Annotated in this window: 15 protein-coding genes; 13 read left to right on the forward strand and 2 right to left on the reverse strand. The window is 45.5% G+C overall.

The window, feature by feature from the left end; translation table 11 throughout:
• The first annotated feature begins 78 nt into the window (after nucleotides 1–78).
• The 5 genes from L1D60_RS17145 to L1D60_RS17165 all read left to right on the forward strand — a co-directional run bounded on the left by L1D60_RS17145 (nucleotide 79) and on the right by L1D60_RS17165 (nucleotide 4,317).
• The gene (locus tag L1D60_RS17145) at nucleotides 79–1,272 is read left to right on the forward strand and encodes an NAD(P)/FAD-dependent oxidoreductase (RefSeq protein ID WP_239842180.1); all 1,194 of its coding nucleotides are present in this window, start codon (nucleotides 79–81) and stop codon (nucleotides 1,270–1,272) included.
• Nucleotides 1,273–1,585: 313 nt separating this feature from the next.
• Nucleotides 1,586–2,056, forward strand: a complete 471-nt coding sequence (locus tag L1D60_RS17150) for a hypothetical protein (protein WP_239842311.1) — start codon at nucleotides 1,586–1,588, stop codon at nucleotides 2,054–2,056.
• Between the two features lie 280 nt (nucleotides 2,057–2,336).
• Nucleotides 2,337–2,606: a PTS sugar transporter subunit IIB gene (locus L1D60_RS17155; protein WP_032551053.1), complete on the forward strand. Its 270-nt coding sequence runs from the start codon at nucleotides 2,337–2,339 to the stop codon at nucleotides 2,604–2,606.
• A gap of 11 nt (nucleotides 2,607–2,617) precedes the next feature.
• The gene (locus tag L1D60_RS17160; protein WP_239842181.1) at nucleotides 2,618–3,874 is read left to right on the forward strand and encodes a PTS ascorbate transporter subunit IIC; all 1,257 of its coding nucleotides are present in this window, start codon (nucleotides 2,618–2,620) and stop codon (nucleotides 3,872–3,874) included.
• Nucleotides 3,871–4,317, forward strand: a complete 447-nt coding sequence (locus tag L1D60_RS17165) for a PTS sugar transporter subunit IIA (RefSeq protein WP_239842182.1) — start codon at nucleotides 3,871–3,873, stop codon at nucleotides 4,315–4,317. The genes L1D60_RS17160 and L1D60_RS17165 overlap by 4 nt, the downstream gene beginning before the upstream one ends.
• Nucleotides 4,318–4,407: 90 nt before the next feature.
• On the opposite strand, the gene L1D60_RS17170 is transcribed toward L1D60_RS17165, so the two are convergent.
• Entirely contained in the window at nucleotides 4,408–5,301 is an 894-nt protein-coding gene (locus tag L1D60_RS17170; protein ID WP_239842183.1) for a DMT family transporter, read from the reverse strand.
• A gap of 136 nt (nucleotides 5,302–5,437) precedes the next feature.
• Here L1D60_RS17170 and rmuC point away from each other — a divergent pair, with 136 nt between their 5' ends.
• From rmuC to tatC, 7 genes are all read left to right on the forward strand, one after another.
• A complete protein-coding gene (gene rmuC, locus L1D60_RS17175; protein WP_239842184.1) occupies nucleotides 5,438–6,970 on the forward strand; it encodes a DNA recombination protein RmuC in 1,533 nt (510 codons plus the stop codon).
• Between the two features lie 65 nt (nucleotides 6,971–7,035).
• Nucleotides 7,036–7,815 carry a bifunctional demethylmenaquinone methyltransferase/2-methoxy-6-polyprenyl-1,4-benzoquinol methylase UbiE gene (gene ubiE, locus L1D60_RS17180; RefSeq protein ID WP_239842185.1) on the forward strand — a complete coding sequence of 260 codons (780 nt, stop codon included), beginning with the start codon at nucleotides 7,036–7,038 and terminating at the stop codon, nucleotides 7,813–7,815.
• Nucleotides 7,816–7,900: 85 nt separating this feature from the next.
• On the forward strand, nucleotides 7,901–8,506 hold the full coding sequence (locus L1D60_RS17185; protein ID WP_032551061.1) for an SCP2 domain-containing protein: 606 nt from the start codon (nucleotides 7,901–7,903) through the stop codon (nucleotides 8,504–8,506).
• The gene (ubiB, locus tag L1D60_RS17190) at nucleotides 8,503–10,137 is read left to right on the forward strand and encodes a ubiquinone biosynthesis regulatory protein kinase UbiB (RefSeq protein WP_239842186.1); all 1,635 of its coding nucleotides are present in this window, start codon (nucleotides 8,503–8,505) and stop codon (nucleotides 10,135–10,137) included. The genes L1D60_RS17185 and ubiB overlap by 4 nt, the downstream gene beginning before the upstream one ends.
• A 52-nt stretch (nucleotides 10,138–10,189) precedes the next feature.
• Complete coding sequence (gene tatA, locus L1D60_RS17195; RefSeq protein ID WP_239842187.1) at nucleotides 10,190–10,426, forward strand: Sec-independent protein translocase subunit TatA; 237 nt, start codon at nucleotides 10,190–10,192, stop codon at nucleotides 10,424–10,426.
• A 3-nt stretch (nucleotides 10,427–10,429) separates the two neighbouring features.
• Nucleotides 10,430–10,837, forward strand: coding sequence for a Sec-independent protein translocase protein TatB (gene tatB / locus L1D60_RS17200; protein ID WP_032551068.1), 408 nt, complete (start codon nucleotides 10,430–10,432; stop codon nucleotides 10,835–10,837).
• A gap of 84 nt (nucleotides 10,838–10,921) precedes the next feature.
• Nucleotides 10,922–11,668 (forward strand): twin-arginine translocase subunit TatC, encoded by a 747-nt coding sequence (tatC, locus tag L1D60_RS17205; RefSeq protein WP_239842188.1) that lies wholly within the window; start codon nucleotides 10,922–10,924, stop codon nucleotides 11,666–11,668.
• A 281-nt stretch (nucleotides 11,669–11,949) separates the two neighbouring features.
• On the opposite strand, the gene L1D60_RS17210 is transcribed toward tatC, so the two are convergent.
• Nucleotides 11,950–12,735, reverse strand: coding sequence for a TatD family hydrolase (locus tag L1D60_RS17210; protein WP_239842189.1), 786 nt, complete (start codon nucleotides 12,733–12,735; stop codon nucleotides 11,950–11,952).
• A 211-nt stretch (nucleotides 12,736–12,946) separates the two neighbouring features.
• On the opposite strand from L1D60_RS17210, the gene hemB reads away from it, so the two are divergent.
• Entirely contained in the window at nucleotides 12,947–13,990 is a 1,044-nt protein-coding gene (gene hemB, locus L1D60_RS17215; RefSeq protein ID WP_239842190.1) for a porphobilinogen synthase, read from the forward strand.
• The last annotated feature ends 47 nt before the right edge of the window (nucleotides 13,991–14,037 follow it).

The raw sequence follows: 14,037 nt of genomic DNA on the forward strand, positions 1-14,037 counted from the left end.
CGCACATCCTTTTTTATTGGTAACGTCACCAGTATAGGAAGTACTGAGTGATGACTGGGTAAGATAAAGCAGAACACAATGAGTGAAAAATTTGATGTCATCGTAATTGGCGCAGGCGCCGCTGGCCTAATGTGTGCCGCTGAAGCGGGCAAAAGAGGTCGACGCGTGCTGGTGGTCGATCATGCCAAGAAACCGGGTCGAAAAATTTTGATCTCGGGCGGTGGTCGCTGTAATTTCACTAACTATGACGTGTCTGCGAATAACTACCTATGTAACAACCGCCACTTCGTGAAATCAGCGCTTTCTCAGTACACCAACTGGGACTTCATCTCTATGGTGAGCAAATACGGCATTGAGTTTGAAGAGCGCGATCACGGCCAGCTGTTCTGTGTAAACGATCATACTGCGAAAGATATTGTGAGCATGCTGCTTGCCGAATGTAACGATGCGGGTGTTCAGCAGCGCTATCGTTGCGACGTTCATTCGATAGAGAAAACAGAAGCAGGCTTTCAGCTTCATTTGAACACCGAGCAGGTTGAGTGCGAATCTTTAGTGGTTGCCACTGGTGGTTTGTCTATGCCTAAGCTGGGTGCGACACCGTTCGGCTATAAAATTGCTGAACAGTTTGGTTTGTCTGTGATCCCAACCTGCGCAGGTCTTGTGCCTTTCACTCTGCATAAAGAAGATAAAGAGGATTTCGCTGAGCTGTCTGGCATTGCGATTCCTGCAGAGATCACCGCGCAAGATGGCACTTTGTTCAAAGAAGCGCTGCTGTTTACTCACCGTGGTTTATCAGGCCCTTCTGTTCTGCAAATTTCGTCTTTCTGGAAAGCGGGTCAAGCGGTTTCGATTAACTTAGTGCCTGAAGCGGATGTGGCTGAGCTGCTTGAACGCTCGCGCGAGAAGCATCCAAATCAAAGCTTGAAGAATACGCTGGCGAAAGTGCTACCTAAGCGTCTGGTTGAAGCGTTAATCGAGCGTAAAGAGCTGCAAGATAAGCCTCTAAAGCAGTTCAACGAAAAGCAATTGGCAGCAATTACGGAGCACTTAGAAAACTGGAAGATCGCGCCGAATGGTACTGAAGGCTACCGCACCGCTGAGGTAACATTAGGTGGTGTCGATACCGATCATCTTTCGTCGAAAACCATGGAGTGTAAAACGGTATCTGGCCTGTACTTTGTTGGTGAAGTGATGGACGTGACCGGTTGGTTGGGAGGCTATAACTTCCAGTGGTGTTGGAGTTCTGGCTTTGCGGCTGGGCAGTGGGTATAGCGGTTAGATAATCAGCCCAAACGTGTAGTTGCATGACAAATTGAAGCGATGAGTAAGATCCATAGCATGGTTTTTTACTCATCTCTTTGGTCGCCTCATTCCCTTTCCCTCTTCTTAAATGATAACTTTAGCTAATCCAATAACCCTCGCAACTCATTATTTAATAATAGGTATTTCAAGTTCTGACCAGAGTTAGTGTGATATATTTGACTTAGAACAGAAGAAATATGATTTAATATGACGATAATGGCGTATATAATTTATTGAGTTAACAAACGGACGTAATAGGTATTGCTGAATGCAAATTAAGAAAATGGACGCACCGCTCGATATGCAAATAGGTGCTAGATTTGATACAAAGAATCATGGCTACGTCACCGTTATCGAATACTACAATACCCATACAGTTATCGTTGCGTTTGAAAATACAGGTAATATTCGTGCTATTACGGCAGCTAAGCTACGTAGCGGCCAATTATCCGACCGTTCTGTTCCACCTCAATCCACATTAGTCGGCGAAACAGTTCAATCACCTAAGCATGGCACGCTAACGATTACAGCGGTAGAGTCTGGAAATATCGTAGTAATGGTAAATAAAGAAGGTGAAGAAGTTCGCATGCTCCTTCCTGCGGTGCAGAAAATGCGAGATCGCGAGGAAGAGGTTATTTCTGATAAAGAATCACCTAAAATGCCAACTTCATTGAGTGCACTCACTAAAAGAAATAAAAAGACCAAAGACGTTAATAGCCTGCTTAAAAAAATGCTTACCGATTACGGGAAATAAGCACAAGATTAATACTGAACTCCTATCATATACCCAGATCACATTTTATATCTCACCTTATAATATTCTTCAAGCTTATATAAAATCACCGCTTCACTCTTAAGTAGTATCGACGATTAAATCGTCTTTTTCTTTATTTTAATGAGATCTGCATCACAAGGTCATTTTGGTTTTGTGATGGTGATCTATTCTGTTTTTGGGTCTTTTCGATACTATCCTTATCAACAAATAAACGGAGACAATATAGTTTCCTGATTAAAACCCTACAGAGATTTATATTATGAAAAAGATTATGGTTGTGTGCGGAAATGGTCTTGGTACTTCTTTAATGATGGAAATGGCGGTTAAAGAAGTTGCAGGTAAAATTGGTTTAGAGGCAGAAGTTGACCATGAAGATTTATCTTCTGCGGCATCAAGCACGGCTGATATTTGGGTAGCAGCAACGGATGTAGCAAATCAATTATCTGAAGCGGGTAAAACAAACATTGTAAGCCTAGCAAATATCTTTGATAAGGCTTCAATTGAAGAGCAACTAAAAACTTTCATGTAAGGAAGTAAATAATGGCTAATTTCTTTGAGTTCATGCTTGGCTTATTAAAAGAGCCAGCAATCATGGTCGGATTAATTGCTTTTATTGGCTTGGTTGCTCAAAAAGCAGACGTTTCTACCATATTAAAAGGCACGATTAAAACTGTAATGGGTTTCCTAATTTTAGGTTTCGGTGCTGGCGCTCTTGTGGGTGCATTAAATAATTTCTCAGTCGTATTTACTGAAGCATTTGGTGTAAGTGGTGTTATTCCAAATAACGAAGCAATTGTTGCATTAGCACAAGAAGCTTTCGGTTATGAAATGGCTCTGAATATGTTCTTTGCTTTCGTTGTGAATATTTTACTGGCTCGTTTTACACCGCTTAAGTTTATTTTCTTAACTGGTCACCACACTATGTTCATGTCGATGCTAGTCGCAGTAATCCTGTCAACGGGTGGCATCCAAGGTACGTTACTGGTAGCGATGGGCTCAGTGATTGTCGGTTCTCTGATGGTGATCATGCCGGCTCTTGCTCAGAAATACACTGAAAAGGTGATGGGTACCGATCAGCTCGCTATGGGGCACTTTTCGACTTTCTCTTACCTAGTGTCTGGTTACATTGGTAGTAAGTTTGGTGATACATCGAAGTCGACAGAAGATATCAACGTGCCTAAAAGCCTGATGTTCCTTCGTGATACACCAGTAGCTGTTGCAACAACGATGGCGATCTTCTTCATGTTCGCATCAATTTTTGCAGGTCCAACATTCGTTGAAACCGTATCTGGTGGTCAAAACTGGATTGTATTTACCTTCATGCAGTCCCTTGTATTTGCCGGTGGTGTGTACATTGTTCTGCAAGGTGTGAAGATGCTGATTGCTGAGATTGTTCCAGCATTCAAAGGTATCTCTGACAAACTGGTTCCGGGTGCTCGTCCTGCGCTTGACTGCCCGATGGTATTCCCAGTGGCGCCTAATGCGGTATTGATTGGTTTCTTGTCTTCATTTGCAGCGGGTCTGATTGCAATGGCTATCCAAGGCATGTTCGATTGGACAATCATTGTGGCTGGCGTGGTTCCTCACTTCTTCGTAGGTGGTGCAGCGGGTGTTTATGGTAACGCGACGGGTGGTCTACGTGGCGCGGTGCTAGGCGCCTTTACTCAAGGTCTATGTATTTCGTTCCTACCAATGCTACTGCTTCCAGTGCTAGGTGGTATGGGACTTGAAGCTACAACGTTTGCTGATTTTGACTTCGGTGTTGTTGGTCTGATTCTAGGTTGGATTGTGTCATGAGTATTCTAAAGCTAACAGGCGATAACATTGTTATCTCAACAGAACAAAACTTGTCGGTTGACGCTGCGCTAGAGGTTACCTGTTCAAAATTGATTGAGAACGGCAAGGTAGAAAAATCTTACCTAGAAGCGATTCAACAGAAACACAAAGACATCGGTGCTTACTATGTGCTGGCGCCAAAGATTGCGATGCCACACGCGCGTCCTGAAGATGGTGTCAATGAAGCTTGTCTACAGGTCACCGTATTTAAGAACGGTGTTGACCTTGAGTCGGAAGACAATGGTGAAGTGTACTTCTCTATTACTCTAGCGGCGATGGACTCAGACAGCCACATTCAAACAATCATGGCGCTCTCTGAGCTGTTCCAAAACGATGATGATATTGATGCCATCATCGCTGCGAACACCAACAAAGAGATTGCGGACATCTTAGCAAAATACTGATTGTTGACTCCTGCCCCCACTTGTCAAAAGGCCCTCATAACGAGGGCCTTTCTTTATCATTTCTATCAACTTCGCGACTGTTCGAGCCATTTAGGCACTTTTGCCCTTAGATAGCTTGAGTTGCTGTATCACCAAACCGGTAATGATCAGTACCAAACCGAATAAAGTGGATGGATGAATTTCTTCACCAATGATGGTCGCGAGTAGCATCAATGAGATAAACGGTGAGGCAAAAATCAGGTTACTGATGCGCGCTGTGTTGTTGGTGGATTTAAGTGCTGAAAGCCATAATACAAAGGTAATCCCCATCTCGAACAAGCCAACATAGGTTACTGCCATCCAGCCTTTGGTGGTTATTTGAGTAAAACTTTCGCCTTCATAGATGGTTAGGCCAATCGCAAATGGTAGCGCCACCAAGAAACCAAGCAGTACACCCACCACAGGGTCGGCTTTGTTTTTGGTGTTTAAGATCCAGTAACCTGCCCAAAGAAGTGTCGATAGCAGTGCTAAACCAACGCCGAGTGGGCTATCAAACTGCATCCCTAACACGTCGCCCTTGGTCGCGATCACAACCACACCTAAGTAGCTGAAGGTACAAGCTACCCAGTCCTGTTTACGAATCTTCTGCCCTAAAAATACAGCCGCCATTAGAGTTAAGGTGATCGCCCAGCTGTAGTTGATCGCCTGAGCTTGAGAGGCTGGGAGTAAGTCGTAGGCTTTGAAAAGAATCAGGTAATAAGCCAGTGGGTTGACGAGGCCGAGCAGCAAGTAGTACCAAGGGTTAGCAAAAAAAGTCGTAGAGAGTTGAGAAAGCTTGCCTTGGAAGTAACAGATAACAATCAGAGCAATCGAAGAGACAACGCTGGCAATGGTCAGCATTTGAATCGGTGAAAACTCAGCTAAGGTTAGCTTAAAGGCCGTGGCTACCGTTGACCAGAGTAGTACCGCGGAAAGGCCAAAGCCGAGGGCGCGACGTTCGTTCATAAAAGCTCATCAAGTTGAATAGGATAGAATACGGACGCCTAGTCTATCTGTCGAAATTTAATACGGCAAACTGGACATTTATCCAGTATCAAAATACCATTTAATGAGTTATTTCCAATTAGGCTAAGTTACTACCATGCAATGGATTATCGAGCACCAAACGACCCTTATCGCAGCCGCTTCAACCGCGGTGATCAGCGGGAGCCTCGTCGGTTGGTGGATTAAACAGAAACTCTCATTTCAACAGCAGCTATTAGAGCAGCAGTTGGAATCTGATCGTCAGTTGCATGAGTCGCAAACCACGCAGCTCAAAGCCTCGTTGGCAGAGGCGCAGCAAGAGCTTGATGAACTTGATGATGAGCGTGATAAAGCCGCCTTCGAGCTTAAACAAGCTCACGGTAAGGTCATGGCCGCGATGGAGAAGCTGCGCTATTTCGAAGCGGTTAAACAAGAGCGTCAACAATACTTTGATGAGATTAATATCCTTAAAGATCAAAAATCTGAACTTGAAGCTGAGCTGCGTGAGCAAGAAGCTCGTCACGATCAAGAGAACCTCGCCAACCATGAAAAACTGCAACTATTGGAGCAAGCGGAAACCCGTTTAAAGCAGCAGTTTGAACATCTGGCTAACCAACTGTTTGAAGCCAAAACTGCGAAGGTCGATCAGCAGAACAAGCAGAGCCTTGAAGGACTGCTTTCTCCACTCAAAGAGCAGTTAGAGGGCTTTAAGAAGCAGGTCAATGACAGCTTTAGCCAAGAAGCTAAAGAGCGTCACACCTTGGTTCATGAGCTTAAAAACCTGCAACGATTAAACGAAAGCATGACGCGAGAAGCGGTTAACCTGACTCAAGCGCTTAAAGGTGACAATAAACAACAAGGTAACTGGGGCGAAGTGGTACTGGCTCGGGTATTGGCGGAATCTGGTTTGCGAGAAGGGCATGAGTATCAAACTCAGGTCAATCTACAAAACGAAGCGGGCAAGCGCTATCAACCGGATGTGATTGTTCACTTACCTCAAGACAAACAAGTGGTGGTGGATTCGAAAATGGCTTTGGTGGCGTATGAGCGTTACTTCAATGCAGAAAATGATGCTGAGCGCGATGTTGCATTGCGAGATCACTTGGTCTCACTGCGTGCGCATATCAAAGGTTTGAGTCAGAAGGATTATCATCAACTAAAAGGCATTCAGAGCCTCGACTATGTATTGATGTTTATTCCGGTAGAGCCTGCATTTCAAGTGGCGATTCAAGCAGACCCAAGCTTAGTCAAAGATGCGATGGAGCAAAACATCATTCTTGTTAGCCCAACCACTTTGTTAGTGGCGCTGCGTACCATTGATAACCTGTGGCGCAATGAACGCCAGAACCAAAATGCACAGATCATCGCCGAACGTGCAAGTAAATTGTACGATAAGCTGCGCTTGTTCGTTGATGATATGGAAGGCCTTGGTGGCGCACTTGATAAAGCCAACCAAAGTTATCAAGGAGCCATGAATAAGCTGGCAACTGGACGAGGTAATGTGATTCGTCAAGCCGAGAGCTTTAAACAGTTGGGGGTTGAAGTGAAGAAGCCGATTGCTGTGAGTCTGACAGAGCTCGCGCAAAACGAGGCTTTTTCAGAAAATGCCTCGTTAGTAGAAAGACAACCCGCTGAGGATAAAGTAAACTAATCGACCGCAGCGCGCTCAAAGGCTTATTGCGCTGCCGTTGAGGACTTACCAGGGTAGAGAACAGCATGACGGACACCAGTGTGCAAACAAATACAGCAGTAGAATCAGAAACCACACACTTTGGTTTTGAAACAGTCGCAAAAGAAGAGAAAGTTGCGAAAGTTGCAGAGGTTTTTCACTCTGTAGCCGCGAAGTACGACATTATGAATGACCTGATGTCGGGTGGTGTTCACCGTCTATGGAAGCGCTTTACGATTGATTGCAGTGGCGTTCGCCCTGGTCAACGCATTCTAGACCTTGGTGGCGGTACCGGCGACCTAACTGCAAAATTCTCGCGCATTGTGGGCGAAAACGGTCATGTCATCCTTGCTGACATCAACAACTCGATGCTGAACGTAGGTCGTGACAAGCTGCGTGATAGCGGTATTGTTGGCAACGTGCACTACGTTCAAGCGAACGCAGAAGAGCTGCCATTCCCAGATAACTACTTCGATTGCATCACTATCAGCTTCTGTTTACGTAACGTGACAGATAAAGATAAGGCTCTACGCTCAATGTACCGCGTGTTGAAGCCGGGCGGTCGTCTATTGGTATTAGAGTTTTCTAAGCCAGTGCTTGAGCCACTTTCAAAAGTGTACGACGCCTACTCATTCCACCTATTGCCAAAAATGGGTGAGATCATCGCAAATGATGCAGACAGCTACCGCTACCTTGCAGAGTCGATTCGTATGCACCCAGACCAAGATACGCTAGAAGGCATGATGCAAGAAGCAGGTTTTGAAAATACCAAGTATTACAATCTAACCGGCGGCATTGTTGCGCTGCACCGCGGTTACAAGTTCTAAGACAGAACCCAAGTAAAATCGACAACGAATAATAAGATACAACGGATAGGTTTCGGCTTATCCGTTTTCAAAGGTAAGGACAGTCATGCCATTTGACCCACTAGTAACTGCGGTTATCGAAACCTCTTTGAATACTCTCGTCAACGACGATCCAGACTTGGTGCGTCGTTTATCGCGTTTAAAGGGCCAGATCATTCAGGTGAATCTCAAAGAGCTCAATAAAACACTGACATTTGTGTTTAGCCAACAGATAGACGTTTTAGCGGATTACGAAGGGCAGCCTGACTGTTACCTATCTCTGAATTTATCTGTCCTTCCTGAGCTGCGTGAGCAATCGAACATCACTAAGCTGATCAAGCAAGACAAGCTGATTCTTGAAGGTGACATTCAATTGGCGCAGAAGTTTGCTCAGCTAATGACAGACTGCAAACCAGATCTAGAAGAGTGGTTATCACGTGTGACGGGTGATGTTGTGGCACACACTTTGGTGCAAGGCGTGAAGAACGTCGGTGGCTTTGTGGCATCTCAAGCCAATAAACACCAAAATCACTTCGCACAAGTTCTAACTGAAGAGTGGAAGATTGCTCCAGCACCATTAGAGGTCGCGCACTTCTGTGATCAGGTTGATGATGTAAAAAGTGCCGCAGCACGCCTTGAAGCCAAATTGAATGCTCTATTGGAGAAAGCATGACTCCAACAGAACTGAAACGTCTTTATCATATTATTAAGGTACAGTTGGAGTACGGCTTAGATGAATTGATGCCCGAGCACCAGTTGACCAAAGCGCCGTTGCTGGCAAGAAAGTCTCTGTTTTGGCTCAAAAATCGCCATCAAGATAAAGAATTGGGTCATCGCCTGCGCCTAGCACTGCAAGAGCTTGGCCCTGTGTGGATTAAGTTTGGGCAGATGATGTCGACGAGACGCGATCTGTTCCCTCCGCACATTGCTGATCAGTTAGCCTTGCTGCAAGACCAAGTTGCTCCATTCGATGGTGAGCTGGCAAAGCGCGATATGGAAAAAGCCTTGGGCGGCAGTTTAGATAACTGGTTTACGGATTTTGATATCCAGCCATTGGCATCAGCATCCATCGCACAGGTGCATACCGCAAAACTCAAAGATTCCGGTCGCGAGGTGGTACTTAAGGTAATTCGCCCTGATATTCACCCTGTGATTGATGCAGATCTAAAACTGATGCACCGAATGGCGCGTATAGTCGCCAAGTCGCTTCCTGAAGCACGTCGTTTAAAACCGGTTGAAGTTGTTAAAGAGTACGAGAAAACGCTACTTGATGAACTCGACCTGCGCCGTGAGGCAGCGAACGCGATTCAGCTGCGTCGTAACTTCGAAGGCAGTGAAGAGCTGTATGTTCCAGAGGTGTTGCCGGATCTGAGCAGTGAAACCTTAATGGTTTCTGAGCGAATTTACGGTATTCAAGTGTCGGATATCCCAATGCTCGAAGCCAACGGTACCAACATGAAGCTGTTGGCAGAACGCGGTGTTTCTGTGTTCTTTACTCAAGTGTTTCGAGACAGTTTCTTCCACGCTGACATGCACCCAGGGAACGTATTCGTAAACCCTGAGAACCCAGACAATCCACAATGGATTGGCCTAGATTGCGGCATTGTTGGCACGCTAAACAGCGAAGATAAGCGCTACTTGGCAGAAAACTTATTGGCTTTCTTCAACCGAGACTATCGCAAAGTGGCTGAGCTGCATGTCGATTCGGGTTGGGTGCCACACGACACCAACGTTGATGATTTCGAGTTCGCGATTCGCATGGTGTGTGAGCCGATCTTTGCAAAGCCTTTGGGTGAGATCTCGTTTGGCCATGTGTTGCTAAACTTATTTAATACGGCAAGGCGTTTTAACATGGAGGTTCAGCCGCAGCTGGTCCTTCTGCAGAAGACCTTGTTGTACATTGAAGGGTTAGGTCGTCAGCTCTATCCGCAGCTCGATCTGTGGGAGACGGCGAAACCTTTCTTAGAGACTTGGATGATGAACCAAGTCGGTCCGCAAGCAGTGATAAATGCTGTAAAAGACCGAGCGCCTTTCTGGGCAGAGAAGCTGCCAGAATTGCCAGAACTGCTCTACGATAGCTTGCGCCAAGGTAAAGCGATGAACCAGAGAATGGATCAGCTTTATCAAGGTTATAGAGAAAGCAAGCGTCAGCAGGCAACAGGTAAATTTTTGTTTGGCGTTGGAGCAACTTTAGTCGTATGCTCCGCAATATTAGTTTCAAGCCCTTATCAGCAGCTATCTATGGGCTGTGGCATTGCAGGTGTCACATTTTGGCTGCTAAGTTGGCGAGCTTACCGCCGTTAAGCGGTAGACTTTCTTAATAATTTTTTTGTAGACAGACCCGAGGACAATGACAATGGGTGGAATCAGTATTTGGCAACTTCTAATCATTGCTGTAATCGTAATCTTGCTGTTCGGAACGAAGAAGCTACGCGGTATGGGTGGTGACTTAGGTTCAGCAGTAAAAGGCTTCAAGAAAGCAATGAATGATGAAGAGCCTGCAAAGAAAGATGCAGACTTTGAACCAAAAAACATTGAACAGCAGAAGACTGACGCAACTGCTGAAACTAAGAAAGACAAAGAGCAGGCGTAAGTCGTGTTTGATATCGGTTTTTGGGAACTGGTATTAATATCTGTCGTCGGGTTAGTTGTTTTAGGGCCTGAGCGTTTGCCTGTGGCAATTCGTAGTGTTTCCAAGTTTATTGGATCTGCGAAAAGCATGGCGAATAGTGTGAAAGATGAGCTTTCACATGAGCTTAAGGTGCAAGAACTGCAAGAAAACCTGCGTAAGGCTGAGCAAATGGGGATGGAAGATCTCTCTCCTGAGCTGAAAAAGTCGGTGGATGAACTAAAGCAGGCTGCTGCTGAAGTTCAGCGTCCATACGCTAAGCCTGAGTCTGATAAGCCAAGTGAGGCTCAAACGAGTCACACTGAGACTGCGGATCATGAATCACTTCAGATCAACAGTGAGGCATCAGCTACGCCAGATAAAAAAGCCGAATAGTCTCGCAAGGAGGAGTCGCGAAGTACTTGAACTGATAAGTATACGTGCGGCTCCTTTTCGATCGTCCTTATTAAGAGGTTTGACATGTCTTCGACTGAGCAGACACAGCCTTTAATCAGTCACTTACTAGAGCTTCGTAATCGCCTATTGCGTGCCATTGTTGCCGTATTGGTGGTGTTTCTAGGGCTGATTTATTTTGCCAATGACATCTATGAGTTTGTCTCGGCTCCTTTGGTAGAGCGTCTACCAGAAGGGGCAACTATGATCGCAACCGATGTTGCTTCACCGTTCTTTACGCCGTTGAAGCTAACGCTTGTTGCCTCTATTTTTGTCGCCGTTCCATTTATCTTGTATCAGGTCTGGGCCTTTGTTGCGCCGGGCTTATATAAGCATGAGAAACGCCTGATCATGCCGTTGATGGCATCGAGCTCCTTGCTGTTTTATTGTGGTGTAGCCTTTGCGTACTTTGTGGTATTTCCGTTGGTATTTACTTTCTTTACCACTATCTCACTAGGGCAGGTTGAGTTCGCGACAGACATCTCTAGCTACCTAGATTTTGTGTTGGCGTTGTTCTTAGCCTTTGGTATCGCCTTTGAGGTGCCGGTGGCTATCATCCTCCTTTGTTGGACTGGAGCGACCAATCCGAAGTCGCTTTCAGAGAAACGTCCGTACATTGTGGTTGGTGCATTTGTTATCGGTATGATGCTGACGCCGCCAGATATGATTTCTCAAACACTACTCGCAATTCCAATGTGTATTTTGTTTGAAGTGGGCTTATTTTTTGCTCGTTTCTACGTACGCAAAGAAGAAGAGGATGAAGTCGAGTCGTGAGCTTTTTACGCAATTATGCGTAAAAGTTGATTTGATTGATTTATAAACAGAAAAAGCGGCCCCGTGGCCGCTTTTTCTGTTATTTTATTATCGAATTTTTAGCTGGTAGCCACAGTTCTGACAGACGTAAATCTCTTTAATACCAATAAGTTTTTGCCAAAAGGTTCGATGTTGACGTTGCAAGTGCTGCGAATGGTCACACATAAAAACCACCTCCATATGAAGCTGGTTGATATTAGATCGATTGAGCTGCCAACTCAAATAAAAATTGTAACTTTATATCATTTTTTTAACGGAATGGATGGCTGTAATTTAAACAACTGTTCGGCATTTCGGGTTGTGATCGCATCGACTTCTTCTACTGCAATACCGCGCAACTCAGCAATTCGTTTTGCAACAAGCTCCGTATAAGCTGGCTCATTGCGCTTGCCTCGATTCGGTGTTGGTGCTAGGTACGGACAGTCCGTTTCTAGGATGACTAAATCCATATCAAGGTGTGGAATTACCTTATCCATTCCCGAGTTTTTGAAGGTAGATACTCCACCTAATCCTAGGTGAAAACCGAGTGCATTGATCGCTTGAGCCTCTTCTAAGCTGCTACCAAAGCAGTGAAACACACCACGCAGGCTGCCATCTTGTTCTTGCTTTAAAAGAGCTAATGTTTCTTCAATAGAATCACGAGTGTGGATCACCACCGGCAGGTCGAGTTCTTTCGCCCATTGTAGTTGGGTGACGAAGGCCATCTCTTGCTCGGCTTTAAAGGTTTTATCCCAGTAGAGGTCGATACCGATTTCACCCACGGCAATAAAGTCGTGTTTGTCGAACCAAGCACGGATAGTCTTTAGTGTTTCTTCGATATTCCCATCAACATAACAAGGGTGAAGTCCCATCATAGAACGGCAAACCTCAGGGAATTGACGTTCAGTAGCCAGCATCGGCTCAATGGAGTCAAGGTCTATATTGGGCAGTAAAATACGATCAATGCCTTGGGCTAATGCGCGTTGCACCACCTGCTCACGGTCGTTATCAAATTCACTAGCGTAGATATGGGCATGAGTGTCGATCATGGTTGTGTCCTGAAAAAGCTGAAGAAACGAGTTGTCCAGAGTATACGGCAGTGTGAGGAGAAGGTCATTTTTTGCCATTTATCCCGGTTTTTACGGGGGATTTAGGTTTTACTGCTAGCGTCTTTAGCTAGCGGTGATATGCTTTTGCCAACTATTTTGCACTTTTTATAATCTAGGTAGTTGTTTACCTAGGCTAGGCAAGGAGAATCACGTGTCTGTATCTATTCAAGGTCAGTTCCCAGGTCGTCGTATGCGTCGTATGCGTAAACACGACTTCAGCCGCCGCTTAATGGCAGAAAACCAGTTATCAGTGAATGACTTAATCTACCCAATGTTTATTCTTATGGGTAAAGACCGTCGTGAATCGGTTGAATCTATGCCGGGCATTGAGCGCCTTTCAATTGACTTGATGTTGGAAGAAGCAGAATACCTTTCTCAACTAGGGGTGCCTGCAATTGCACTCTTCCCTGTCGTTAACCAAGACGCGAAAAGCCTATGTGCAGCAGAAGCTCACAACTCAGAAGGCTTAGTTCAGCGTGCTGTACGTGCATTGAAAGAGCATGTGCCTAATATTGGTGTGATTACCGACGTGGCGCTAGACCCATTCACTACGCACGGCCAAGACGGCATCATCGATGAAGATGGCTATGTGATGAATGACGAAACAACCGAAGTTCTGATCAAGCAAGCTCTGTCTCATGCAGAAGCGGGTGCGGATGTTGTGGCGCCTTCAGATATGATGGATGGTCGTATTGGTAAGATCCGTGAAGCTTTAGAAGAAGCTGGCCACATTCACACGCAAATCATGGCGTATTCCGCTAAGTACGCTTCGTGCTACTACGGCCCATTCCGTGATGCTGTCGGCAGTGCATCTAACCTGAAAGGTGGTAATAAGAAAAACTACCAGATGGATCCTGCAAATAGCGATGAAGCGATCCATGAAGTGGCGATGGACCTTAATGAAGGTGCAGATATGGTGATGGTGAAGCCGGGTATGCCTTACCTAGACATCGTTCGTCGTGTGAAGCATGAACTGCAAGCGCCGACATTTGCATACCAAGTGTCTGGTGAATATGCGATGCACAAAGCCGCTATTCAAAATGGTTGGCTGAAAGAGCGCGAGACAGTGCTTGAATCACTGTTATGCTTCAAGCGCGCTGGTGCAGATGGCATCCTAACTTACTTCGCTAAAGATGTGGCAGAGTGGTTAGCAGAAGACGATGCTCAAGCGGCACAGTTTCTAAGAAACAAATAGTTGTCGAGATAAATCATAAAAGGTCAGCCATCATGCTGGCCTTTATT

The organism is Vibrio sp. Isolate30 (assembly GCF_022397975.1).
In the GTDB taxonomy this organism is placed as follows: domain Bacteria; phylum Pseudomonadota; class Gammaproteobacteria; order Enterobacterales; family Vibrionaceae; genus Vibrio; species Vibrio fortis.

Bases quoted from the DNA above. Each gene is read 5' to 3' on its own strand.
- ubiE (WP_239842185.1), top strand. From the start codon at position 7,036: ATGACGGACACCAGTGTGCAAACAAATACAGCAGTAGAATCAGAAACC.
- L1D60_RS17155 (WP_032551053.1), top strand. From the start codon at position 2,337: ATGAAAAAGATTATGGTTGTGTGCGGAAATGGTCTTGGTACTTCTTTA.
- L1D60_RS17160 (WP_239842181.1), top strand. From the start codon at position 2,618: ATGGCTAATTTCTTTGAGTTCATGCTTGGCTTATTAAAAGAGCCAGCA.
- tatC (WP_239842188.1), top strand. From the start codon at position 10,922: ATGTCTTCGACTGAGCAGACACAGCCTTTAATCAGTCACTTACTAGAG.
- L1D60_RS17210 (WP_239842189.1), bottom strand. From the start codon at position 12,735: ATGATCGACACTCATGCCCATATCTACGCTAGTGAATTTGATAACGAC.
- L1D60_RS17170 (WP_239842183.1), bottom strand. From the start codon at position 5,301: ATGAACGAACGTCGCGCCCTCGGCTTTGGCCTTTCCGCGGTACTACTC.
- L1D60_RS17185 (WP_032551061.1), top strand. From the start codon at position 7,901: ATGCCATTTGACCCACTAGTAACTGCGGTTATCGAAACCTCTTTGAAT.
- L1D60_RS17145 (WP_239842180.1), top strand. From the start codon at position 79: ATGAGTGAAAAATTTGATGTCATCGTAATTGGCGCAGGCGCCGCTGGC.
- rmuC (WP_239842184.1), top strand. From the start codon at position 5,438: ATGCAATGGATTATCGAGCACCAAACGACCCTTATCGCAGCCGCTTCA.
- tatA (WP_239842187.1), top strand. From the start codon at position 10,190: ATGGGTGGAATCAGTATTTGGCAACTTCTAATCATTGCTGTAATCGTA.
- L1D60_RS17165 (WP_239842182.1), top strand. From the start codon at position 3,871: ATGAGTATTCTAAAGCTAACAGGCGATAACATTGTTATCTCAACAGAA.
- ubiB (WP_239842186.1), top strand. From the start codon at position 8,503: ATGACTCCAACAGAACTGAAACGTCTTTATCATATTATTAAGGTACAG.
- L1D60_RS17150 (WP_239842311.1), top strand. From the start codon at position 1,586: ATGGACGCACCGCTCGATATGCAAATAGGTGCTAGATTTGATACAAAG.